Below are 23,554 nucleotides of genomic sequence, written 5' to 3' on the forward strand. Positions count from 1 at the left end.
GAACATCCCACCGGGCAGGCGGTGCGATGACGTTAGGTCCGTTCAAACGGCGTTAACAAGACGTTGACGTGCGAGCAATAAGCGCAAAACTCCAGGTCACGGCTTTGCTCAGGTCACCGGGCTGAGATTTTCGGTCACGGCGACGTCCACGGGGACCCCGTTGAGGACCGCGTTGCCCGACAGCGGGTCGAGCAGGCTTCCGTCGAGCAGCTGGTTGACGTTGACGCCGGGGTCGGTGGTGGCGTGGCTGAGGCGGGTGCCGGGCCGGTCGTGACCCCAGCCGTGCGGCAGGCTCACCACGCCCGGCCGCACGCCGTCCGTGACCTCGGCCGGGGCGGTCACCTCTCCCCCGGCGCCCCTGACGCGCACCGCCGCCCCGTCGCGCACCCCGAGGCGTTCGGCGTCCTCGGGGTGGATGTGCAGGGTGCAGCGGTTGGTGCCGCCGGTGAGGGCGGGCACGTTGTGCATCCAGCTGTTGTTGGAGCGCAGATGGCGGCGGCCCACCAGGACGAGCCCGTCGGCGCGCTCGCGCAGGGCCTCGCGCAGGCGCGGCAGGTCGGCGGCGATCGGCGGGGGCAGCAGCTCGACCTTGCCGCTCGGGGTCTTCAGGGGCTGCGGCAGGCGCGGGCTCAGGGGTCCGAGGTCGATGCCGTGCGGGTGGTCGAGGAGGGTGGCCAGGCTCAGCCCGTCCGGCCGTGTGCCGAAGCCGTCGCCGTAGGGGCCGAGGCGCAGCATCATGTCCAGCCGCCGCTCGGGGCCGTTGTCGCCGGTGAGCTGTGCGGCGAGTTCCCCGGGGTCGCGTCCGTGCACCGGGGAGTGCGGGTCCTGGACGGCCTTGCCGAGGGTCTGGTCGATCACCATGGCGTCGACGGCCGACGGGTCGGCGCCGTGCATGCCGGTCGCGGCGAGGATCAGCCGGGCCAGGATCTCGGTCTCGGCCATCCGGCCGGGCTCCAGGGGGACGGCGGGGCGGGTGTAGCGGACCTGGTTGCGTACGGCGAGGGTGTTGAAGGCGAAGTCGTGGTGCGGGCTCTGGGAGGGCGGGGGCGGGGGCAGTACGACGTGGGCGTGGCGTGCGGTCTCGTTCAGGTACGGGTCGACGCTGACCATGAAGTCCAGGGAGTCCAGGGCCTTGTCGAGGCGGTCGCCGTCGGGGGCGGAGAGTACGGGGTTGGCGGCGACGGCGATCAGCGCGCGGATCGGCTCGCCCTCGTCGGTGGCGGTGTCGATCTCCTCGGCGAGCGCGGAGAGCGGCAACTCCCCCTTCGCCTCGGGGTGCCGGCGCACCCGGGAGTGCCAGCGTCCGAGCGCGAAACCGCGCCCCGGTCCGGCGGGGCGGGGCGTCTTGTCCGTCGCCGCCTGCGGGAAGAGGGCGCCGCCGGGGCGGTCGAGGTTGCCGGTGAGGATGTTGAGGACGTCCACGAGCCAGCTCGCGAGGGTGCCGTGCGGGACGGTGCAGCTGCCGATGCGGCCGTAGACGGCGGCGGTGGGGGCGGCGGCGAGTTCGCGGGCGAGGGTACGGATCTCGGCGGCTTCCACGTCGCAGGCGCCGGCGACGGCTTCGGGGGTGAAGTCACCGACCGCGTCGCGGAGTTCGGGCACTGCCTGGACATGGGGCGCGAGGTCCCCGAGGTCGACGAGGCCCTCCTCGAACAGGACGTGGGCCATGGCGGCGAGCAGTAGGGCGTCGGTGCCGGGGCGGATCGCGATGTGCCGGTCGGCGAGCTTGGCGGTGCGGGTGCGGCGCGGGTCGATGACGGTGAGTGTGCCGCCGCGCGCCTTGAGGGCCTTGAGCTTGCCGGGGAAGTCGGGGGCGGTGCACAGACTCCCGTTGGACTCCAGGGGGTTGGCGCCTATCAGCAGCAGGTGGTCGGTGTGGTCGAGGTCCGGTACGGGGATGGCGTTGGCGTCCCCGAACAGCAGCCCGCTGGAGACGTGCTTGGGCATCTGGTCGACCGTGGAGGCGGTGAACAGGCTGCGGGTGCGCAGCGCGGCGAGCAGGACCGGCGGGTAGAGGGCGCCGGCCATGGTGTGCACGTTGGGGTTGCCGAGGACCACGCCGACGGAGTCCGGCCCGTACCGCTCGACGACCGGTCCGAGACCCGCGGCGACGGCGTCGAAGGCCTCCTCCCAGGTGGCCTCGCGCAGCTCGCCGTCCCGGCGGACCAGCGGGGTGCGCAGCCGGTCGGGGTCGCCGTCGACGGCCCCGAAGGAGGCACCCTTGGGGCAGATGAACCCCTTGCTGAACACGTCGTCGCGATCCCCCCGGGCGCCGGTGACCCGGGTGCCTTCGATGGTGAGCGTGAGCCCGCAGGTGGCCTCGCACAGGGGGCAGATTCGCAGGGCGGTGCGGGACACGGGTCCTCCCGGTGGGGTGGCGGCGGCGCTGACGCCTCGACTGAGGCCCGAGCATACCGACCGGTATGCCCAAAGGGGAGGCCTCTGCCGGAGGAGCCGCCCGGGAGCGGGCCGCCCGGGCACCGCCCGCCCGGAAGGACCCCGGCCGGCCCAAGCCACAGGGCCTCAGTCCAATACCCGCGCCAGATAGGCCCGGAGCAGCTCCCGTGTCTCCGCGATGATCGCCTCGTCGCCGTCCGGGTCCACGCGGAAGGCGAGGTGGACCAGGGTGTCGGAGGCCTCGACGGCGACCAGGAAGGTGCGGCGGAGATCTTCGTCGGGCTCGCGGGAGAGGAAGCCGGAGAGCAGGTCGGTGAGACGGTCGGCGACCCGGTGGTTGGGCTCGGCGTGCCGGGCGCCGACCGGTATCTGGTTGCCGAAGTCGACCAGGGAGAAGCCGGGCGCGGTGCGCTTCATGGCCAGGTACTCGTCCAGGACGGCGTCCATGGCCGCCCGCCAGTCGCCCGGATCGGCACCCTTCAGGCGCTCGGTGACACGCTCCGAGTACCGCTCCAAGTTGCGCTGCGCGAGCGCGTCGGCCATCTGCCGCTTGTTGCCGAAGAAGCGGTAGACCGAGCCGATGGGCACGCCGGCGCGCAGCGCCACGGCCCGGGTGCTCAGGGCGTCGTAGCCGACCTCGTCGAGGAGGTCGGCGCAGGCGTCGAGGATCCTGGTCAGCCGTTCGGCGCTGCGCCTCTGCACGGGCGCGCGGCGGAGCGAGGTCGCATGGGGCACGGGTTTCATGATGCCTTTCCGCCGGGGTCCGGTGAACCACACCCCCCAGTACGGAGACGGATGGCCGATGCACTCATCTCGCCGTCGTGACCGGCGCCGGTGTCCGGGCGGGCTCCGTCTCCGCCCCGGACGCCGTGATGTCGGCGGTGCTCTCCACCGGTCTGCCGCGGACCGCCCACACCGTCCCGTCGTCGGCGTACAGCCGGGCGGTGACGTGGTGGGTGCCGTGCGGGACGAGGCGGGCGGCGAGACGGTACTCGCGGGTGCGCAGCCGGGTGATCTGGTCGCCGTCCACGAAGAGGTAGGCCAGGCCCCGCCCGGGGACCGCCTCCGCCTTGGTGCCGGGCGCCGAGAAGCGGAAGTCGCGGACGGTCAGCCGTACGTCCCAGCCGCCGCCGGCGTCGGGCGTCACCTCGATGCCGACGTGGGGTGCCCCGTTCTGGCCGACCTCACGGTAGTACCGCCCTTCCCGGTCCGTCTCGTCGAGGAGCCGGCCCACCGGTGAGGGCGACTCCCCTTCCTTCCGCTCGTGCGCGTCGCCGGTTCCGCAGCCCGCCGGCCCGAGCAGCAGCGGCACTGAGACGACCAGCGCGGCGAGCACTCCGCGCGTCCACGACATGGCGGGGACTGTAGAACACCGGTCCGACCGCCCGGATCCACCTGAAGTCTGGTTTCCGGCCCTACGACCGACGCGGGAGGGCCGTCCCTCTTGCGCCCGAGAAAACGCAATCCTACGGTGATACATAGGAATCGGGTTCGCAAGGGAGCGATCATGAGCGGGGACGCGCGGAAGACCGCGGAGGGACTGGCCTATCTCTCCGGATTCGGCAACGAGCACGCCTCGGAGGCGGTGCCCGGCGCCCTGCCCGAGGGCCGCAACTCACCGCAGCGCGCGCCGCTCGGTCTGTACGCGGAACAGCTCAGCGGCGCGGCGTTCACCGAGCCCAGGGCGTACAACCGGCGCTCCTGGCTGTACCGCGTCCGCCCCTCGGCCGCGCACCCGGCGTTCACCCGCACCGGCAACGGCGCCCTTCGCACGGCGCCCTTCCACGAGACCGTGCCGGACCCGAACCGGCTGCGCTGGAACCCGCTGCCCGAGCCGCCGGCCGGGACGGACTTCCTGGCAGGCCTGTGGACCCTGGGCGGCAACGGCGACGCGACCCAGCGCACCGGCATGGCCGTGCACCTGTATCACGCCAACTCCTCGATGGACCGCGTCTTCAGCGACGCCGACGGGGAGCTGCTGATCGTGCCCGAGCGCGGCGGGCTGCTGCTGCGCACGGAGTTCGGGCTGCTGCATGTGGAGCCGGGACATGTGGCGCTGGTGCCGCGTGGGGTGCGCTTCCGTGTGGAGCTGCTGGACACCGCGCCGGACGGCGGGCAGAGCCCGACCGCACGGGGTTATGTGTGCGAGAACTACGGGGCACCGTTCCGCCTCCCCGACCTCGGCCCCATCGGCGCCAACGGGCTGGCCAACGCCCGGGACTTCCGGGCGCCGGTCGCCGCGTACGAGGACGTCGAGGGGCCGGTGGAGGTGGTGAACAAGTTCTGCGGCAACCTCTGGCGGGCGACGTACGACCACTCGCCGCTCGACGTGGTCGCCTGGCACGGCAACCATGTGCCGTACGTATACGACCTGCGCCGCTTCAATGTGCTCGGCACCATCTCGTACGACCACCCCGACCCGTCCATCTTCACGGTGCTGACCTCGCCCTCGGACACCCCCGGTCTCGCGGGTGTCGACTTCGTGGTCTTCGCGCCGCGCTGGCTGGTGGGCGAGGACACCTTCCGCCCGCCGTACTTCCACCGGAACGTGATGAGCGAGTACATGGGGCTCATCGAGGGCGCGTACGACGCGAAGACGGCCGGAGAGGGCGGTTTCGTGCCGGGCGGCGGCTCGCTGCACAACATGATGTCGGCGCACGGGCCGGACCGGGAGACCTTCGACCGGGCGAGCGCGGCCGAGCTCGGGCCGCAGAAGGTGGACGACGGGCTGGCGTTCATGTTCGAGACACGCTGGCCGGTGACGCTCACCTCGCACGCGGCGGACGCCGACCATCTGCAGCAGGGGTACGACCTCGTGTGGGAGGGCCTGGAGCGGCACTTCCGTCCGTTGCACTGAACCGTTCCCGACCGGTACGGATAGCCCCGTGACCTCCTTCGCCCCGGACTCCATCGTCCTGAACCGCAAGCTGCCGCTGTGGTACCAGGTGTCGCAGTCGCTGCGCGCCTCCATCCTCGGCCGCTCGCCCCGGGACCCGCTGCGCCTGCCCACCGAGGAGCGGCTGGCGGAGCACTACGGGGTGAGCGTGCTGACCATGCGGCAGGCGCTGAAGGAGCTGGAGGACGAGGGGCTGATCTCCCGGCACCGCAGGCGCGGCACGTTCATCGAGCCGGACGTCCGGCGGGGCGCCCCGGTGCGGCTGCTGGGCTCGGTGGACGCGATCGTGGCCCAGCAGTCCGGTATGACGACCGAGCTGCTGGCCCACGGCCGCGTGCCGGTGCCGGCCGAACTCGCCGAGCACTTCCCGGATCTGGCGGAGGTGGCGACGTACCACCGGCTGCGCGGCGACGAGAAGTCCGGCGAGCCCACCAACCACGCGCACAACTACGTCCGCCCCGAACTGGCCCGCCGCATCGACCCGGAGGACCTGGTCCGCTGGCCGATGACCAAGGTGCTGCGGGACGCGGTCGGGGCGGACATCAGCCGCATCACGGACACGGTGGAGGCGCGGCTGGCCGACCCGGAGACCGCGCGGCTGCTCCAGGTGCCGCTGCTCAGCCCGATACTGCACTACACGGGTGTGACGTACGACGGCGCGGGCCGGGTGCTGGACGTGGCGGTCATCCACTACCGCGGCGACCGCTTCTCCTTCACCGTCAGCCTCGACGCCACCTGACCCAGGGCCCCGGCAGGCCGTTACGATGCCCCGCGTGACGCACGACGACGCTCCGCTGCTGGCGGACCTCATGCCGTGGTCCGTCGCACCGCCGCGGCCGGGCCGCGCCTGGCCGACGGCGCCCGACCCGACCTCTCTGCGGGCCCGCTGGGACGCCCTGCTGAAGGCGGAGGGCCCCGACCGGGAGGCCCTGTTCGAGCCGACGCGCGCGCGGACGGCGCAGTCGGCGGTGGGTCAGTTGCCCGGGCAGTCCAGCGGCACGGAGCGGCTGCTGCGCGCCTCGGGCCCGTGCGCGGAGCCGGTACGTGTGCTGGCGGCGCCGTTCGACGAGCAGTGGCTGATCCCCGACCACCGCCTGCTCGACACGGCCCGCCCCGAGCTGTGGCGGGTGGCCGACGCCCACCAGGTCTTCACGGTGGAGACGGCCGGTGGCACCACGGGCCCGCCCCTGCTCGCGACCTCCCACATCCCCCTGCTCCGCCCCGGCCGCATCCGCCCGCTGTACCGCCGCCCCGGAGCCACGGAACCCAACCTGACGCCCGGCCTGCCGGAACTCCTGGGCACCCGTCTCGGGCTGCGCCCGTCCCCGCCGGACGTCCTCGCCTGGATCCTGGCCACGGCCCGCCCGGACCTCACCGTCCCGCTCACCGAGGACGCCGGACTCTGGTCGGAGGGCGTCCGGCTGGGCCACCGCATGCTCTGGCTGATGCGCCGGGACGGCGAACGCCCGAAGCTGCCCGGTGGTCGCCGCCCCTACGTCCGCGCGCCGCTTCCCTCCCGCCCCCTCACCCTCCACTACGACCGCGACGAGGAGACCCTCCTGCTCGACGAGGGCCGCATCTCCCCGGTACCCCCGCAGGCCTGGGACTTCGAGGTGTCCGGAACCCGCGTCCTGGAACAGTGGTTCGCCACCCGCACCGCACCCGCGGAGCCGGGCACCCTGTCCGCGATCCGCCCGCCCGGCTGGCCGCAGCCCTGGACGTCGGAGCTGCTGGAACTGATCACGGTGCTCGCCCTGCTGGCGGAACTGGAGCCGCGGCGCGCCGGACTGGAGCCGGCCGCTCCCATCACGGCCACCGACCTCCGCACGGCGGGCGTACTCCCGGCCCCCGAGTGGTCCCACCGCCCCGCCTCCGTCCTGGACCACCACGAGGAGGGCCCGGAGGGCCAGTTCGCGCTCATCTAGCGAGGTCAGCGCGGCGTGAACGCGTCCAGCACCCGTTCCAGCGCCCGTTGGAAGACCGCCTCCATGTCGATCGGCCCCGGATCCTCCATGAACGCCGCGGCCATCCTCGGATAGGCGCCGGAGGCGATCCGGGTGCCGAGATAGGCGATGCGGACCGCGTTCTCCTGCTCCTCGGACCAGGGCAGCCCGCGAACCCGCTCGGCGGTGTCGAGTTCGCTGCGGACGTACGTCGTCACGACACCGTTGAGCATCGCCACCAGCTCCAGCTTCGTGCCGTAGGACGCCTCCAGCGGATCCAGACAGGTCAGACAGTGCTCCAGATACCGCAGGGCGTGCGGACTGAAGCCGTACACCGGTGACATCAGCCGGGGCATCCACGGGTGGCGGTGCATCAGTGAGCGCGTGTCGTGCGCCACCCGGAGCATGTCCGCCCGCCAGTCCCCGGTCGGCTCCCACGGGACGTGCTCCGCGCTGACCGCGTCCACCATCAGCTCGTACAGGTCCTCCTTACGGGGGACGTAGTTGTACAGCGACATCGTGCCGCAGCCCAGCTCCGCCGCGACGTGCCGCATCGACACCGCGTCCAGCCCCCGGTCGTCGGCGATCCGTACGGCGGCGGCCGCGACGTCGGCGCGGGTGAACGCCGGTCTCGGACCCCGTCCGGTGCGCTCGGGGCGCGCCCAGATCACTTCGGGTACGGCCCCTCGGCCTGCCATCGATCATCACCTCGCCCCCATCGTAGTTACGTACACCGTACGTAGTGCGCTATGGTCACCGTATGACTACTACGTACGCTGTACTTAGTGAAGGTCTGGCGAAGCGCTTCGGCGCCGTGCACGCCCTGCGGGGGCTGGACCTGGCCGTGGCCGAGGGCACGGTCTGCGGGCTGCTGGGCCCGAACGGGGCGGGGAAGACGACGGCCGTACGGCTGCTGACCACACTGCTGCGGCCCGACGCGGGTTCGGCGCGGGTCGCGGGCCACGACCTGGTGCGGGAGGCGGCGGCCGTACGGCGCCGGATCGGCGTGACCGGGCAGTACGCCTCGGTCGACGGGGACCTCACCGGCCGGCAGAACCTGCGGCTGTTCGCGCGGCTGCACCGGGTGCGCGGGCCGGCCGAACGGGCCGGGGAGCTCCTGGAGCGCTTCGGCCTGGCCGAGGCCGCCGACCGGCCCGCGTCCACCTACTCGGGCGGGATGCGGCGCCGCCTGGACCTCGCGGCGAGCCTGATACGCCGCCCGGACGTGCTGTTCCTCGACGAGCCGACGACCGGACTCGACCCGGCCAGCCGCAACCACATCTGGGACGCGGTACGCGAGCTCAAGGCGGACGGCACGAGCGTGCTGCTCACCACCCAGTACCTGGAGGAGGCCGACCAACTCGCCGACGACATCGCCCTGGTGGACCGGGGACGGGTCGCGCATCACGGTTCACCGGCCCAGCTCAAGGCCCTCGTCGGGGCCTACGCGGAGGTCGTCGTCGCGGATCCCGGCGCCCTGGGCGAGGCGGCGGCCGTGCTGAACCGGCTCACCGGCGCCGAGCCGGCGTTCGACCGCGACCGCAACGCGGTGGGCGCGGTCACCACCGATCCCACCCTCACCCTCCCCCGGCTGGTACGTGAACTCGACGCGGCGGCCGTGCGGTTGGCCGATGTGGGGCTGCGGCAGCCGACCCTGGACGACGTCTTCCTCCGGCTCACGGGGGACTCCACCGACGGCAAGGAGCTGGTGGCATGAGCGCGTTGGCGTACGACGGGACCGCCATGGTGGGCCGGCAGCTGCGCCGGGTCCGCAACAACCCGGGGCTGGCGATCCTGACCCAGGTCATGCCGATCAACATGCTGCTCTTCTTCGGCTACGTCTTCGGCAGCGCCCTCGCGATGCCCGGCCGGGAGTACCGGTCGTTCCTGGTGCCGGGGCTGCTGGTGGCGACCGCGGCCGGCGGGATCATGACCGGCATGTTCCAGGCCGCCCAGGACTCGCACCGGGGCGTGATGGACCGCTTCCGCACGATGCCGGTCAGCCGGGCGGCGGTCCCGCTCGGGCAGGCGGTGGCGGACCTGGTCGTCACGGCCGTAGGCACGGTGCCGCTGCTGATGGTGGGGCTCGCGGTGGGCTGGCGGGTCGAGGGGTCGGTGCCCGGCGCGCTGGGCGCCGTGGGCCTGCTGCTGCTGTTCCGGCTCGCGTGCACGGGCATCGGCGTCTTCCTGGGGCTGCTCACGCGGAGCGAGGAGGCCGCCGGGCAGCTCGGGGCGTCGACCTTCGTCCTGCCCCTGCTCTCCAACGCGTACATCCCCACCGACGATCTGCCCGGCTGGCTGCGCACGCTCGCCGAGTGGAACCCGATCAGCGCGGTGACCACCGCCCTGCGGGACCTGTTCGGCAACGCGCCCGTACCGCGGGGCGCCGCCTGGCCGGTGGCCCATCCGGTCGCCGGATCGCTCGCCTGGTGCGGGGTCCTGCTGGCCGTGTTCCTGCCGCTCGCGGTACGCCGGTACGCGCACGGCCCGCGCTGAGCCGCAGCTCACACGCGGTGAACCCCTGCTGACAAAGCCTCCGGGCCGGGACATGATCCACCCATGGACCCACTCCCCCTGCCCCTGGAGGGCATCACCGTCGTCGCCGTCGAACAGGCCGTGGCCGCGCCCTTCGCGACCCGGCAGCTCGCCGACCTGGGCGCCCGGGTCATCAAGGTGGAGCGGATCGACGGCGGCGACTTCGCGCGCGGCTACGACACCGCGGCCCGCGGTCTGGCCTCGCACTTCGTGTGGTGCAACCGCGGCAAGGAGTCCATCGCGCTGGACCTCAAGGACCCGCGCGGCCTGGACGTCGTACGGCGGCTGGTCGCGGACGCGGACGTGTTCGTGCAGAACCTCGCCCAGGGCGCGGCGGCCCGGCTCGGCCTGGACGCGGCCACGCTGTGCGCCGAGCGGCCCCGGCTGGTCGCCGTGGACATCTCGGGATACGGGCCCTCGGGCCCGTACGCGGACAAGCGGGCGTACGACATGCTCGTGCAGTGCGAGGCGGGGCTGGTGTCGGTGACCGGGACACCCGGGCAGCCGGTGAAGGCGGGGATCCCGGCGGCGGACATCGCGGCGGCCATGTACGCCTTCTCGGGAGTGCTGGCGGCACTGGTGCGGCGCGGGACGACCGGGCGCGGCGGGCCGGTGGAGGTGTCGATGCTGGAGGCGCTCGCCGAGTGGATGGGCCACCCGCTGCACCACACGATGCACGGCGGCACACCCCCGGCGCGCACCGGCCTCGCGCACGCCGTCATCGCTCCGTACGACGCCTATCCGACGGCGGACGGCGGGCGGGTGCTGTTGTCGGTGCAGAACGACCGGGAGTGGCGGCGGCTGGCCGAACGGGTCATGGAGCGGCCGGAGCTGGGGACGGATCCGGCCTACGCGACGAACGCGGCCCGGGTGGCGAACCGGGAGCGCACCGACGAGCTGGTCGCGAAGGCGCTGGGCGCGCTGACGGCGGACGAGGCACTGGCCCGGCTGGAGGACGCGGGCATCGCCTGCGCACGTCTGAGGGATCTGCGGGAGGTCGCGGAGCATCCGCAGCTGGCGGCCCGGGAGCGGTGGCGGGAGGTGGGGTCACCCGCCGGGCCACTGCGCGCGCTGCTGCCACCGATCACGCTGCCGGGCGGGGACGAGGCAAGGATGGGGGATGTGCCCGCGCTCGGGCAGCACACCGGGGCGCTGCTGCGTGCCGTGGGGATGACGGACAACGAGATCGCAGCGTTGCGCCGGGACGGTGTGGTGGCCTAGGGCCTGCCCTGCGGGCAGGCCCCGAGCGCGGGCGGGTGCGCTCAGTGCTTGTTGCCGCCGAACAGCGAACGACGCAGGCGGCGCAGGGGGGCGAAGAGCGAGACCCGGCTCACCCGGGCGCCCCTGCCACTGCGCTTGTGCGCGGGTTCGCGTGCCGTCAGCTCACGCATCAATGAGGTCGCCTCGACCGTCTCCCGCTGCGGTATGGCGGGACCCCCCAGCACCGAGAGATGGCGGTCCAGCCGCGAACTGGTCGCGCTGCTCCCGCAGGTGATCGCTGGGACCCGCGCCCTGCTGCGCACTGTTATCTGCTCCATGTCACTCCCCACCCGTACGAGTCCACCCGGCCCGGGCAGGGTAACCCTATCGCCCCGGTGCGGCACTCGTGTATCTCGGCCACAGGATTCACCTTCCCCACAAGGAGGTTGACGATTACTCTCCGAATCCGACCGATTTCAACGCGAGTTGGGCAATTGGCTGAGTGGTGGGCTGTGCTGACCCTCCGTCGGGTTCGACGGTTACGGCGAGTGACGTGGCCGACTTGGCCAGACCGGTGGCGACCAGGGGCGTGTCGCCGGCCGCGAAGAGCCCGAGGGAGCGCGGTTGCGCGCCGGAGCGCATGAGCCACAGCTGGTGCACCCGTCCGCCGGACGGCGTGCCGTACCCGCTGAGCGTGACGACGGCTTGACCCTCGGAGGCGGAAGCGATCACTCCGATACTTCGGCCCCGCGCGTCCTTGCCGCTGGTCGCGCGGGCGTCGGAGGCGGCGAGAACGTGGGCGATCTCACGTGACTGCGCCCGTTCGGCGTCGAGCCGGTCCTGAGTCCGGTTGGCCTGGACCGCGAAGAGACCGGCGACGACGAGTGCCGCGGCGGCCGTTGCCGTGGCGAACGGGACGAAGAGCGGACGCGAGCGACGCGGACGGGTGCGGGCGGGCGGAGGCTGGGCACCCCAGACGTGCGGGGGGAGTTGGGGGGCGCGCTCCCGTGCCGGAGCCGGAGCCGGTTCCTGCGGGATGGCGCGGACCGCGGCCAGTACCCGGTCGCGCATCGCGGCCGGTGGCGGGGCCGCCGTGGACCAGGCCAGACGCACGGCGTCCTCGGCGAGGTCGCGCACCTCGGCGGTGCAGCGGTCGCACGCCTTGAGGTGCCGCTCGAAGCGGATCCGCTCGGCGGGTTCCAGGGCGTCGAGGGCGTAGGGGGCGGCGAGCGAGTGCAGATCCTCGCGGCCGAGGACACGGTCGAGCAGGCTCATGCGACACCTCCCAGGCACTGGCGCAGCCGGGTGAGTCCGTCGCGCATCCGCGTCTTCACCGTACCCAGCGGCAGTGACAGCCGCTCGGCCACCTCGCGGTAGGTGTAGCCGTCGTAGTAGGCGAGTGTGACGGACTGTCGTTGCAGGGTGGTGAGACGGTCCAGGCAGCGCCGTACCCACTCGCGCTCCAGCCCCGCCTCGACCTCCTCGGCGACCTGGTCGAAGGCGGGCCCCCCGGAACGGAGTGCCTCCCGCTGCTCCCGTTCGCCCGCGGCGCGGGCGCTGCGCACCCGGTCGACGGCGCGGCGGTGGGCGAGGGTGAGCACCCAGGACAGGGCGCTGCCCCGGCCGGGGTCGAACCGGGCGGCGGAGCGCCAGAGTTCGAGCAGCACCTCCTGGGCCACTTCCTCCGACTGGGCGGGGTCGCGCACCACGCGGCGCACCAGCCCGTACACCGGCCCGGAGACCATGCCGTACAGCTGCTCGAACGCCTTCTGGTCGCCGCCCGCGACGAGCACCAGGAGCTCGTCCGCCTCCACTCGGGTCCCCTCTCCGTGGCCGCACCGGCCCCATCCCGCCACACCAGCTCCTGTCACACCAGCCATGCGCAATCAACGCACCTCCGGCAGGGGTTACGGATCGGCAGTCCGAAAACGCCAGTCAGGAAGTCCGAAAAAGTTTTTTGCCTCGGACCAATCCAAACAGGCCCTCCGCTCCGTATACCCGTCCGTCAGGCAAGTTGGACTGAGGACGGACGGCATGACACCTCTATTTTCCAGGAGCGGTGCGGGACGCAAGGGCCTTGTCACCCTCATCTGTGGTGCGCTGGGCGCCGGCGGGCTCGCAGCCGCCGGCGTGGCCACGCTGGAACCCGGGGCGGCCTCCGCCTCCAGCCACCGGGAGGCCCCGCTGATCTCGGGGACTCCGCAGTACGACAACACGGACGTGTACGCGTTCGTCAGCCCGGACAAGCCCGACACGACGACGATCGTGGCGAACTGGATCCCGTTCCAGGACCCGGCGGGCGGACCGAACTTCTACACGTTCGCGGAGGACGCGCAGTACGACCTCCACGTGGACAACAACGGTGACGCGCAGGACGACCTGCTCTTCCGCTACACCTTCAAGACGCATCGGAAGAACGACAACACGTTCCTCTACAACACCGGCGCGGTCACCAGCCTGGACGACCCCGACCTCAACATCACGCAGGCGTACGACATCGACCTGATCCGGCTGAAGCACGGGAAGGCCGTGTACAAGACGAGGCTGGCGGACGATGTGCCGGTGGCCCCGTCGAACGTCGGCAAGGCGTCGATGCCGGACTACGGCAAGCTGCGCTCCCAGGCGATCTACAAGACGGCGAACGGTGCCCAGACCTTCGCCGGGCAGGCGGACGACCCGTTCTTCCTGGACCTGCGCGTCTTCGACCTGCTGTACGGCGGGAACCTCACCGAGGTCGGCCGGGACACGCTCAAGGGCTACAACGTCAACACGATCGCCCTGCAGGTGCCCAACGACCTGATCCGCGAGTCGGACAAGCAGCCGATCGTCGGTATCTGGTCGACGACGCAGCGCCGGAACGCGCAGGGGTACTACTCGCAGGTCTCGCGCCTCGGCAACCCGCTGGTCAACGAGGTCGTCAACCCGCTGAAGGACAAGGACAAGTTCAACGCCTCCCAGCCGGCGTACGACGGTCAGTTCCTGAAGAACGTGACCAACCCCGAGCTGCCGAAGCTGATCGAGGCGATCTACAAGATCGACGCTCCCGATGAGCCGCGCAACGACCTCGTCGACGTCTTCCTGAAGGGCGTCAAGGGCCTCAACCAGCCGCCGAACGTGAAGGCTTCGGAGGAGCTGCGCCTCAACACCTCGATCAAGCCGGCCATGCACCCCAAGCGGCTCGGTGTGCTCGACGGTGACAACGCGGGCTTCCCGAACGGCCGTCGCCTCACCGACGACGTGATCGACGAGGCGCTCCAGGTCGTCGAGGGTGAGCTGGTCGGTGCCAAGAACGACCTGAGCGACGCGGTCGACAAGAACGACAAGAAGTTCGAGAAGTACTTCCCGTACGTGGCCCAGCCGACGGCCGGTTCGCGCGGCAAGCTCGCCAAGGGCACGACCAGCGGAGCCGATGTGCGCAGCCAGCTCGGCGACGCGCTGCAGCCGGCCGGTACCTCCGGCGGCGGCACCGACAACACGACCCTGATCGCCGCCTCGGCGGCCTCGGGCGCGGCCGGAATCCTGCTGATCGGTACGGCCTTCGCGTGGTGGCGCCGGCGTATGCAGCGCCCGTACTAAGCCACGCCCGCTGAACTGGCGCGGCCCGCGCACCATTCCCCCACGGCGCGGGCCGCGCCGCCCCACGACTTCCCGCACCGACCAGGCGACCCAGGAGAGGGCATGCCCCCGCGTACGAACGACAACGAGCCCGCCGCACGCCCGGTGGACGCACCCGAGGGCAACCTGCCGGACACCCCGCCCGCCTCCGCCGGGGGCGGGGGCCCTCTCCCGAACGCCGGTGCCGAACTCTCCACCACGGAGGAGGGCGTTCCGGAGGCGGGCCTTCCCGAGGCGGGACCGGAATCCAGCGCCGCTGAGGCGGACCGCCCCGAGCAGGACGCCGTGTCCTCCTCCGCGGGCGGGGACGATCGGGTCGCCGCCGTGCGTCGGGTCGGTGCGGCCGGGCGGAAGTGGCGGGCGGCGCGGCTGGCGGGGTGTGCGGCCCTGCTGGCCATCGCCCTGACCGGCGGTGCGATCGCGATCGGTGCGGCGCGGGACGGTGCGCCCGCGACCGTGGCCGCCTCCAGCGCCGTCTCCCCCGGGCTGCTGGCCGGCGGCGACCTCGACGCGGGGATCGCCGCTCTCCAGGCCCACCTCCGGACCCAGCCGAGGGACCACGGCAGCTGGGCCACCCTCGGGCTCGCCTATGTCGAGCAAGCGCGGACCAAGGGCGACCCCTCCCGGTATCCGCAGGCCGAGAAGGCCCTGAAGCGCTCCCTGCGGCTGGCCCCGGACGACGACCAGGCCCTGGCCGGCCTCGCCGCGCTCGCCGCCGCCCGGCACCGGTTCGAGGAGGCCCTCGCCTACGCGGACCGGGCCCTGAAGCAGAACCCCTACAGCGAACGCGCCCTGTCCTCCCGGGTCGACGCCCTCGTCGAACTGGGCCGCTACCAGGAGGCGTCGAAGGCCGCCGACACGGCCGACGAGCGCAAGCCCGGGGTGCCCGTGTTCACGCGGTACGCGTACGTGCGCGAGCTGCGCGGCGACGTGAAGACGGCCCGCCGGGTGCTGGAGCAGGCGCTCTCCGCCGCCACCTCCTCCGGTGACGTGGCCTACGTGTCCGCCCAGCTCGGCCAGCTCGCCTGGAACCAGGGCGACTACAAGACGGCCCTGCGGCACTACTCCCGGGCCCTGGCCGCCGACGACGACTACCTCCCCGCCCTGGAGGGCCGCGCCCGCGCCCAGGCCGCGAGCGGTGACCGGGCCGCCGCGATCAAGGGCATGGAACTCGTCGTCCAGCGATATCCCCTGCCCGGCCCCCTCGTCGAACTCGGCGAGCTGTACGAGGCGCGGGGCCAGGAGGGCGACAAGGCCAAGGCCAAGGACCAGTACGCCCTCGTGGACGCCTGGATCGCGCTGGCCAAGGCCAACGGCGTCAACGCCGACCTCGACACCGCGCTCGCCGCCGCCGACCACGGCGACAAGGCGGCAGCCCTGCGCGCGGCCCGCGCCGAGTGGGCCCGCCGCCACACCGTGCACACCGCGGACGCCCTCGCCTGGGCCCTGCACGTCAACGGCCGGGACCAGGAGGCCCTCGGCCACGCCCGCCGGGCCACCGCCACCGGCTACCGCAACGCCTCCTTCCTCTACCACCGCGGCATGATCGAACTGGCCACCGGCCACCGGAAGGACGGCCGCGCCTCCCTCACCGCGGCCCTGAAGCTGAACCCCGGCTTCTCCCCCCTGGGCGCCGCCGAGGCCCGCAAGGCGCTGGAGGCGGCCAAGTGAAGCCCCGTCGACTTCTCGCCGCCGCCGTGGCCGCCGGCGCGCTCGCCCTGCTGCCCGCCACCGCCGCGAGCGCCCATCCGCTCGGCAACTTCACCGTCAACCGGTACGACGGCCTGGTCGCCGCTCCCGGACAGCTGCGCGTCGACCACGTCGAGGACCTCGCCGAGATCCCCGCCACCCAGGCCAAGCCGGACATCGAGCGGCTGGGCCTGACCGAGTGGGCCCGGCAGCGGTGCGCCGACGCCGCCGAGGGCAGCAGGCTCACGGTCGACGGCCGTAAGACCGCCCTGTCGGCCGGCGCCCAGCACGCGACCCTGCGCCCCGGCCAGGCCGGGCTCAACACCGTGCGGGTGGAGTGCCGGTTCACGGCCCCGCTCCCCGAGGGCGACGCCGTGACCCTCGGCTTCCACGGCGCGGGGGCGTCCGCGGGACCCGGCTGGCGGGAGATCACCGCGCGCGGCGACCGTATGACGCTCACCGCGTCGGACGTGCCGAAGACCTCGGTCTCCCACGAACTGACCACCTACCCCAAGGAGTTGCTCTCCTCCCCGGCCGACACCGCCACCGCCTCCGTGCGGGTGCGGCCCGGCGGGCCGGCCCTCGCCGAGGAGCGCAAGGAGGCCCCGGCCGCCTCGGTCCTGCCGCGCGGCGCCGACCGCTGGACCCGAGCCCTGGACAACCTCGTCGCCCGCCACGACCTCACCCTCGGCTTCGCCGCCCTCGCCCTGCTCATCGCGATCGGCCTCGGCGCGATGCACGCCCTCGCCCCCGGACACGGCAAGACCCTGATGGCCGCGACGGCGGCCGCCCGGGGCGGCCGGGCCCGTATGCGGGACGTGCTGCCCCTGGCCGCCTCGGTCACGGTCACCCACACCCTGGGCGTGGTGGCCCTCGGCCTGCTCGTCACGGCCGGTTCGGCCGCGGCCCCCTCGGTGATCGCCTGGCTGGGCATCGCGAGCGGCGTCCTGGTGACCTTCGCCGGGGCGAGCCTCGTACGCCGGGCACTGCGCAGCCGGCAGCCCGCTCACGAGCACGGGCACGGGCACGATCACTCGCACGGAGACGCGCACACGCACACGCATGAGCACCACGATCACGACCACAAGCACGACCACGACCACAAGCACGACCACGATCACGAGCACAGCCACGACCACGACCACGACCCCAGCCACCACCATCACGGCACCGCCATAGAGCACACCCACGGCGGCTTCACCCACACGCACGCCACCGCCCCCACCCTCCGCGGCACGATCCTGCTCGGGTTCGCGGGCGGGCTCGTGCCGAGTCCCTCCGCGGTCGTCGTGCTGGTGGGCGCCGCGGCCCTCGGGCAGGCCTGGTTCGGTCTGCTGCTGGTCGTCGCGTACGGCGTGGGACTGGCGCTCACGCTCACCGCGGCCGGGTTCGCCGTGGTGAAGCTGGGCAGCGGGATGAACCGGGTACTGAACAGGCGCCCCCGCTGGTCGGCCGGTCGCGCGGCGGCCCTGGTGCGCAGGACCACGCCGCTGGCGTCCGCGTTCGTCGTGCTGGCCCTGGGCGCCGGATTGGTGCTCAAGGGGGCGGCATCCGCACTCGGCTGAGCTACTTTTGTGGAGAATTCACGCGAGATGCCGTGGGGGGCACCCGTGTCCGAACAGCCGGGCAGTGAACGTGTCGTCGCGGGCCGCTACCGTCTGCTGGCCCCGCTCGGCGAGGGCGGCATGGGAACCGTGTGGCGCGCCCTCGACGAGGTGCTGCACCGCGAGGTCGCCGTCAAGGAGGTGCGGGCCCCGGCCGGGCTGCCCGGACCGGACGTCGAGCGCATGTACGCCCGGCTGGAGCGCGAGGCCTGGGCGGCGGCGCGGGTCGCCAACCGCAACGTGGTGACGGTGTACGACGTGGCGATGGAGGGCGGCCGGCCCTGGATCGTCATGGAGCTGGTGCGCGGGCTGTCCCTCGCCGACCAGCTGGACGCGGAGGGCCCGCTGCCCCCGGAGCGCGCCGCGCACATCGGGGCCGAGGTGCTGGCCGCGCTGCGCTCCGCGCATGCCGCCGGGGTGCTGCACCGGGACGTGAAGCCGGCCAACGTGCTGCTGGCGAACGACGGCCGGGTGGTGCTCACCGACTTCGGCATCGCCACGGTCGAGGGCAGCTCCGCGCTGACCATGACCGGCGAGGTGATCGGCTCGCCCGAGTTCCTCGCCCCGGAGCGGGCGCTCGGCCGCACGCCCGGCCCGGAGTCGGATCTGTGGTCGCTGGGCGTGCTGCTGTACGCGGCCGTCGAGGGCAGCTCGCCGTTCCGCCAGGACACGCCGCTGAGCACCCTGCGCGCGGTGGTCGACGAGGAGTTGCCGCCGGCGCGCCGGGCCGGTCCGCTCGCCCCCGTCATCGAGGGTCTGCTGCGCAAGGATCCCGCCGAGCGGTTGCCGGCCGAACTGGCCGAGCAGGACCTGCGGGTGATCGCGGCGGGCGGCGCGCCGCGTGCGGACACGGTGCCCGTGGGGTACGCCCCGACGGTCGCGGCCCGTCCGCCGCGGCCGTCGTCCCCGACCCCGCCGAGACCCGTACCGACCGGGCCCTTCACGCACCCGGGGACCGCGACCACCACGGCCGACCGGCCGGACCGCAACCGGCGTGCCGTCGTCGTCATGGTCGCGGGTCTGGTCGCCGTGGCGCTGGCGCTGGCCGGACTGACGTACGCGCTGCTCAACCACGGCGGCGACGCCGACAAGGTCGATGGTGGCGCGACCACGGACCGGAGCAGCAGCCTCCGTTCGCCCACCCCGAGCCACAGCACCGACGCGAAGACCGGCGCCCCGCCTGCCACCCGGAGCAGTCCTCCGGCGAGCTCGGCCGCTCCCCAGTCCGTGCGCGTCACCCTGACGGGCGCGAACACGGAGTACTCCGGGGCCTGTCCGCCGCCGAGTGCCGAGGCGCCCGCCTTCACGGCGACGTTCACGGTGGGGCGGCTGCCCGCGCAGGTCGAGTACCGGTGGGTGGCGAGGAGCGGCTCGCTCTCCGATTCTGAGTGGAAGACGCTGTCGTTCCCGGCGGGCGGCGGGAAGTCCAAGCAGGACAGGGTGACCGTGACGACGTACTCCGAGAGCGGGACGATCGAGAACGCGATCAGCGTCGAGGTCCGCGGTCCGGTGCGCACGACGTCCGACGAGGTGCCGTTCTCGGTGACCTGTGCGACGACGGAGACCCCGACGGGCGGGGCCTCCTCCTCGCCTTCGGCCACCCCCTGAGGAGGCGGGCCCGACGGCGGTTCAGGCCGCGTTGGTGAGGGCCGGCAGATAGCCGCCGGACTGGCCGGACGCGGTCGGGTGATACGACTCGCCGATGTCGAGCAGGTTGAGGCTGTGCAGCCACGCGCTGCCGGAGCAGAGTTCGTGACCGGTGAAGGTGGTGCGGACGTCGCCGTAGACGAAGCCGTGGTCCAGGGCGCGCTTGTGGACGGCGGTGTTCAGGTAGTCGGCCGCGTCGTTGATCGCGGCGCGCTTGGTGTCGGAGAGGCCGACGCACGTCGTGCCCAGCTTGTAGAAGCGGGGGTAGCCGAGCACGACCACACGGGCGGACGGGGCCTTGGCGCTGATCGCCGAGTACACGCTGTCGAGCTTGCCGGGCAGGGTCGAGTCGACGTACGCCTTCGCGGTGTTGATCCGCGACAGGCAGGCGCTGTCGGACTGCAGGACACAGGTCGTCATCACGTCGGCGAATCCGGCGTCGTTGCCGCCGACCGTGAGGGAGACCAGGGCGGTCGAGGTGCTGAGCGAGCCGAGCTGGTTGGCGAGTACGTCGCCGGTCTTCGCGCCCGAGCAGGCGTTGAAGGCGAACGAGGACGGGGCGTGGGCGGCGTTCCACAGGTACGGGTACGCCTTGGTGCTGCGGTCGCAGCTGCCGCTGGAGCTGATGTAGCTGCCCGAGCCCACTCCGGAGGAGTAGGAGTCGCCGAGCGCCACATAGCCACCGGTCGCGGCGAGGGGGGATGCCTGCGCGGTGGCGGCCTCGGTGAAGGCGAGGCCGGTGGTGAGGAGGAGCGAGGTCACGAATGCCGCGAATCGGGAACGTCTCATGGAACCTCCCTTTAGCATGATCTCTGCCACAACTGTCGTAGCAACTACGCGTGTTGACGGGAAGTGTCCATGCCAAGACTTTTTCCGGTCCCAATAGGACCGCTGCGGGCCTTCATTGATCGATTCATTGCGTGTCCATGTCAGCTTTATTGACAGATCGTCAACTCACTTGTTCCGCAATCATGTTCGACCGAGGCTGTGGTCAACCCCCACGAACGCGCGCCGACCCGGGCGCGCGCTCGCCAAGAGGAGGACTCCCTCGCAATGGCACAGACGCGTACCAAGAAGCTCCGCGCCGCCGCGCTGACCGGCGTCGCGGCCGCCGCCCTCGTGGGCGGGCTCACCGCCCTGCCCGCCCAGGCCGCCCCGGCCACCGGAAAGGTGCTCGCCGCCGGCTCCCCCACGGCGATCAAGGGCAGCTACATCGTCACCCTGAAGAACGCCGCCGGCTTCAGGGCCTCGTCCAGCACGGGCAAGGACCTGATCGAGGAGTACGGCGGCACGGTGAAGAAGACGTTCGGCGCGGCACTGAACGGCTACACCGCCAACCTCTCGGCCACCGAGGCCGCGAGACTCGCCGCCGACCCGGCGGTGGCCGCCGTGGAGCAGAACCAGACGGTCCATCTGGCCGACACCACGCAGTCCAGCGCCCCCTGGGGCCTGGACCGCGTCGACCAGGCCACTCTCCCGCTCTCCGGCACCTACACCTACCCGGACAGCGCGGGCAGCGGGGTGACCGCGTACGTCATCGACACCGGCGTCCGCATCACCCACAGCCAGATCAGCGGCCGCGCCTCCTACGGCTACGACGAGGTGGAGGGCGACACCACCGCCCAGGACGGCAACGGCCACGGCACCCATGTGGCCACCACCATCGCGGGCTCCACCTACGGCGTCGCCAAGAAGGCGAAGATCGTCGCCGTCCGCGTGCTCGACGACAGCGGCTCCGGCACCACGGCCGGGGTCGTCGCGGGTGTCGACTGGGTGACCGCCAACCACAGCGGACCCTCGGTCGCCAACCTCTCGCTCGGCGGCTCGGCCTCCACCTCGCTGGACACGGCCGTGCGCAACTCCATCGCCAGCGGCGTGACCTATGCGGTGGCGGCGGGCAACAGCAGCGCGAACGCCTCCTCGTACTCGCCCGCACGGGTGACCGAGGCGATCACGGTCGGTGCCACCACCAGCTCAGACGCCCGGGCCAGCTACTCCAACTACGGCTCGGTCCTGGACATCTTCGCGCCCGGCTCCTCGATCACGGCGGGCTGGAACACCAGCGACACGGCGACCAACACCATCTCCGGCACCTCGATGGCCACCCCGCACGTCGCGGGCGCGGCCGCGGTCTACCTCGCCGGGCACACCTCGGCCACCCCGGCGCAGGTCGCCACGGCGCTGGTGAACGGCGCCACCTCCGGAGCCCTGTCCAGCGTCGGCACCGGTTCACCGAACAAGCTGCTGAAGCTCGTGCCGTAACCCGCACCAAGCAGTGCGGACACCGTTCCCCGGAGGCAGCCGGCGCCTCCGGGGAACACATGTTTAAAACGAGACGAGAACCCGTACAGGCGCCTTCCGCATCTTGACGGCCACCAAGGGGCTGCGCGACATTGAAGCCCGGCATCCGGCGCTTCGGGGGGCAAAGTCGCCAATGCAGACCTTACACATCAAGACATATGCAACGGACACCACCGAGCGTGCGCGGCCAGGGCCGGGGAGGGACCTGTCGCCGCTGCTCGCGGGGGCCGCGACGGCCGTCGGCGGGGTCGGCGCGCTGCTCGCGCTCACCGGGTCGGACTGGTTCCTGCGTGGCCCGTGCACGCTGTTCTTCCTGCTCGCGGCACCGGCCGCGGCCGTCGCGGCGGCGCTGCGCGGGCTGGATCCGTTCGCCCGGGTGATCGCCTCGGCGGCCGGAGCGGTGGCCGTCAACATGCTGGTGGCGCAGGGCATGCTGGCCGCGCACCACTGGTCGGCGCGTGGCGGGGTGGTCGCCGTGACCGTGCTCAGCCTCCTCGTTCTCCTGCTGGTCCTGCCGCGACGGCCGCGCGGCCGTACGGCGAGAAGACAGGGCGTGTGACGTGGACATCAGGGTGTACCGCCCCGGTGAGCTGAGCGCCGCCGACCGGGCGGCCTGGACGGCGATGCAGGCCAAGGCCCATCTGCACGGTTCCCCCGAACTGGCGAACCCGTTCCTGTCCCCGGAGTTCGCCCTCGCGGTGGGCCGGGCCGGACGCGGGGTGCGGATCGCCGTGGTCCGCGAGGACGGCGAGCCCGCCGCGTTCTTCCCGTACCAGAGATCCGCCACCGGCGTCGGCCGGGCCGTCGGCCTCGGTGTCTCGGACTGCCAGGGCCTGGTGCACCGGCCCGGCTTCACCTGGGACGCCGAGGAGCTGCTGCGGGCCTGCGGGCTCGCCGTATGGGAGTTCGACCACCTGGTGGAAGGTCAGCAGCCGTTCGAGGCGGGAGCCTCCGGCACCTTCCCGTCCCCGGTCATGGACGTCGACCAGGGGTACGAGGCCTATCTGCGCCGGCTGCGCGTCCGGTCCCCGAAGTTCACCCGGACCACGCTCGCCAAGGAGCGGCGGCTCGGCCGGGACGCGGGCGCCGTGCGCTACGTGCACGACGAGCGCGATCCCGAGGCGCTGCGCACGCTGATGGCATGGAAGTCCGCGCAGTACCGCCGCACGGGGCGCAGTGACCGTTTCGCGCACGAGTGGATCACCCGGCTGGTGACCCTGCTCTTCCACACCCGCTCCGAACCGTTCGCCGGGATCCTGTCGGTGCTGTACGCGGACGGCCGGCCGGTCGCCGCCCACTTCGGGCTGCGCACCGAGCGGGTGCTGGCCTGCTGGTTCCCGGCGTACGACCCGGCGTTCGCGAAGTACTCGCCGGGCCTGGTCCTGCACCTGCGGATGGCCGAGGCGGCCGCCGCCGACGGCATCGCCCATCTCGATCTCGGCCGGGGCCAGAAGGAATACAAGGACTCCCTGAAGACACGCGAAATCGCCGTGTCCGAGGGGTGGGTGACCAGGCGTCACCCCATCGCGGTCGGACACCGGGTGCGGCGCGCCCCGGTCCGGGCGCTGCGCAACATGGTGCTGTCACGGCCGGAACTGTTCGAACCGGCGGACAGAATTCTCAAACGGATGGGAAAAATTCGTTCGAGAGCGCTGGTAACGTCCAAACCAACAAAAAGGTGAGGCTTCGTTCCAGGCCTTGCCATACGGGTTCAATCGTCAATACCG

21 protein-coding genes are annotated in these 23,554 nt (G+C 72.5%); 13 read left to right on the top strand and 8 right to left on the bottom strand.

Going from position 1 to position 23,554, the window contains the following annotated elements; genetic code table 11:
- Nucleotides 1-108: 108 nt before the first annotated feature.
- From ACZ7L0_RS32790 to ACZ7L0_RS32800, 3 genes are all read right to left on the bottom strand, one after another.
- A complete protein-coding gene (locus ACZ7L0_RS32790) occupies nt 109-2,358 on the bottom strand; it encodes a molybdopterin oxidoreductase family protein (protein ID WP_471246159.1) in 2,250 nt (749 codons plus the stop codon).
- Between the two features lie 165 nt (nt 2,359-2,523).
- Entirely contained in the window at nt 2,524-3,141 is a 618-nt protein-coding gene (locus ACZ7L0_RS32795) for a TetR/AcrR family transcriptional regulator (protein ID WP_471246160.1), read from the bottom strand.
- A 64-nt stretch (nt 3,142-3,205) separates the two neighbouring features.
- Nucleotides 3,206-3,751 carry a hypothetical protein gene (locus tag ACZ7L0_RS32800; protein WP_471246161.1) on the bottom strand — a complete coding sequence of 182 codons (546 nt, stop codon included), beginning with the start codon at nt 3,749-3,751 and terminating at the stop codon, nt 3,206-3,208.
- 153 nt (nt 3,752-3,904) lie between these two features.
- Here ACZ7L0_RS32800 and hmgA point away from each other — a divergent pair, with 153 nt between their 5' ends.
- From hmgA to ACZ7L0_RS32815, 3 genes are read left to right on the top strand one after another with little or no spacing between them, the layout of a single operon-like run.
- Complete coding sequence (gene hmgA, locus ACZ7L0_RS32805; protein ID WP_471246162.1) at nt 3,905-5,254, top strand: homogentisate 1,2-dioxygenase; 1,350 nt, start codon at nt 3,905-3,907, stop codon at nt 5,252-5,254.
- A 28-nt stretch (nt 5,255-5,282) separates the two neighbouring features.
- Complete coding sequence (locus ACZ7L0_RS32810) at nt 5,283-6,032, top strand: GntR family transcriptional regulator (protein ID WP_471246163.1); 750 nt, start codon at nt 5,283-5,285, stop codon at nt 6,030-6,032.
- Between the two features lie 25 nt (nt 6,033-6,057).
- Nucleotides 6,058-7,218, top strand: a complete 1,161-nt coding sequence (locus ACZ7L0_RS32815) for a type ISP restriction/modification enzyme (protein WP_471246164.1) — start codon at nt 6,058-6,060, stop codon at nt 7,216-7,218.
- A 5-nt stretch (nt 7,219-7,223) separates the two neighbouring features.
- On the opposite strand, the gene ACZ7L0_RS32820 is transcribed toward ACZ7L0_RS32815, so the two are convergent.
- Nucleotides 7,224-7,934 (bottom strand): TetR/AcrR family transcriptional regulator, encoded by a 711-nt coding sequence (locus ACZ7L0_RS32820; protein WP_471246165.1) that lies wholly within the window; start codon nt 7,932-7,934, stop codon nt 7,224-7,226.
- A gap of 62 nt (nt 7,935-7,996) precedes the next feature.
- Between ACZ7L0_RS32820 and ACZ7L0_RS32825 the strand changes: the two genes are divergently transcribed.
- The 3 genes from ACZ7L0_RS32825 (at nt 7,997) to ACZ7L0_RS32835 (ending at nt 10,992) form a co-directional block, all read left to right on the top strand.
- Entirely contained in the window at nt 7,997-8,953 is a 957-nt protein-coding gene (locus ACZ7L0_RS32825) for an ATP-binding cassette domain-containing protein (protein WP_471246166.1), read from the top strand.
- A complete protein-coding gene (locus ACZ7L0_RS32830; RefSeq protein WP_471246167.1) occupies nt 8,950-9,732 on the top strand; it encodes an ABC transporter permease in 783 nt (260 codons plus the stop codon). The genes ACZ7L0_RS32825 and ACZ7L0_RS32830 overlap by 4 nt, the downstream gene beginning before the upstream one ends.
- 63 nt (nt 9,733-9,795) lie before the next feature.
- Nucleotides 9,796-10,992 carry a CaiB/BaiF CoA transferase family protein gene (locus ACZ7L0_RS32835; protein WP_471246168.1) on the top strand — a complete coding sequence of 399 codons (1,197 nt, stop codon included), beginning with the start codon at nt 9,796-9,798 and terminating at the stop codon, nt 10,990-10,992.
- A 41-nt stretch (nt 10,993-11,033) separates the two neighbouring features.
- Here ACZ7L0_RS32835 and ACZ7L0_RS32840 read toward each other — a convergent pair whose 3' ends face one another.
- From ACZ7L0_RS32840 to ACZ7L0_RS32850, 3 genes are all read right to left on the bottom strand, one after another.
- The gene (locus ACZ7L0_RS32840; RefSeq protein ID WP_471246169.1) at nt 11,034-11,309 is read right to left on the bottom strand and encodes a hypothetical protein; all 276 of its coding nucleotides are present in this window, start codon (nt 11,307-11,309) and stop codon (nt 11,034-11,036) included.
- 115 nt (nt 11,310-11,424) lie between these two features.
- On the bottom strand, nt 11,425-12,246 hold the full coding sequence (locus ACZ7L0_RS32845) for an anti-sigma factor (RefSeq protein ID WP_471246170.1): 822 nt from the start codon (nt 12,244-12,246) through the stop codon (nt 11,425-11,427).
- A complete protein-coding gene (locus ACZ7L0_RS32850; RefSeq protein ID WP_471246171.1) occupies nt 12,243-12,785 on the bottom strand; it encodes a sigma-70 family RNA polymerase sigma factor in 543 nt (180 codons plus the stop codon). Before ACZ7L0_RS32850 ends, ACZ7L0_RS32845 begins: the two co-directional genes overlap by 4 nt.
- A gap of 220 nt (nt 12,786-13,005) precedes the next feature.
- On the opposite strand from ACZ7L0_RS32850, the gene ACZ7L0_RS32855 reads away from it, so the two are divergent.
- From ACZ7L0_RS32855 to ACZ7L0_RS32870, 4 genes are all read left to right on the top strand, one after another.
- Nucleotides 13,006-14,547 (top strand): DUF4331 domain-containing protein, encoded by a 1,542-nt coding sequence (locus ACZ7L0_RS32855; protein WP_471246172.1) that lies wholly within the window; start codon nt 13,006-13,008, stop codon nt 14,545-14,547.
- A 102-nt stretch (nt 14,548-14,649) separates the two neighbouring features.
- Nucleotides 14,650-16,257, top strand: coding sequence for a tetratricopeptide repeat protein (locus tag ACZ7L0_RS32860; RefSeq protein WP_471246173.1), 1,608 nt, complete (start codon nt 14,650-14,652; stop codon nt 16,255-16,257).
- Complete coding sequence (locus ACZ7L0_RS32865; RefSeq protein ID WP_471246174.1) at nt 16,254-17,840, top strand: HoxN/HupN/NixA family nickel/cobalt transporter; 1,587 nt, start codon at nt 16,254-16,256, stop codon at nt 17,838-17,840. Before ACZ7L0_RS32860 ends, ACZ7L0_RS32865 begins: the two co-directional genes overlap by 4 nt.
- Nucleotides 17,841-17,885: 45 nt before the next feature.
- The gene (locus ACZ7L0_RS32870; protein WP_471246175.1) at nt 17,886-19,487 is read left to right on the top strand and encodes a serine/threonine-protein kinase; all 1,602 of its coding nucleotides are present in this window, start codon (nt 17,886-17,888) and stop codon (nt 19,485-19,487) included.
- Nucleotides 19,488-19,508: 21 nt separating this feature from the next.
- On the opposite strand, the gene ACZ7L0_RS32875 is transcribed toward ACZ7L0_RS32870, so the two are convergent.
- Entirely contained in the window at nt 19,509-20,315 is an 807-nt protein-coding gene (locus tag ACZ7L0_RS32875) for an SGNH/GDSL hydrolase family protein (protein WP_471246176.1), read from the bottom strand.
- A gap of 264 nt (nt 20,316-20,579) precedes the next feature.
- Here ACZ7L0_RS32875 and ACZ7L0_RS32880 point away from each other — a divergent pair, with 264 nt between their 5' ends.
- The 3 genes from ACZ7L0_RS32880 (at nt 20,580) to ACZ7L0_RS32890 (ending at nt 23,509) form a co-directional block, all read left to right on the top strand.
- A complete protein-coding gene (locus ACZ7L0_RS32880) occupies nt 20,580-21,788 on the top strand; it encodes a S8 family peptidase (RefSeq protein ID WP_471246177.1) in 1,209 nt (402 codons plus the stop codon).
- Nucleotides 21,789-21,960: 172 nt separating this feature from the next.
- Nucleotides 21,961-22,386, top strand: a complete 426-nt coding sequence (locus ACZ7L0_RS32885) for a hypothetical protein (protein ID WP_471246178.1) — start codon at nt 21,961-21,963, stop codon at nt 22,384-22,386.
- A 1-nt stretch (nt 22,387) separates the two neighbouring features.
- Nucleotides 22,388-23,509: a GNAT family N-acetyltransferase gene (locus ACZ7L0_RS32890; RefSeq protein WP_471246179.1), complete on the top strand. Its 1,122-nt coding sequence runs from the start codon at nt 22,388-22,390 to the stop codon at nt 23,507-23,509.
- Nucleotides 23,510-23,554: the final 45 nt, after the last annotated feature.

Source organism: Streptomyces sp. NPDC039424, assembly GCF_055639495.1.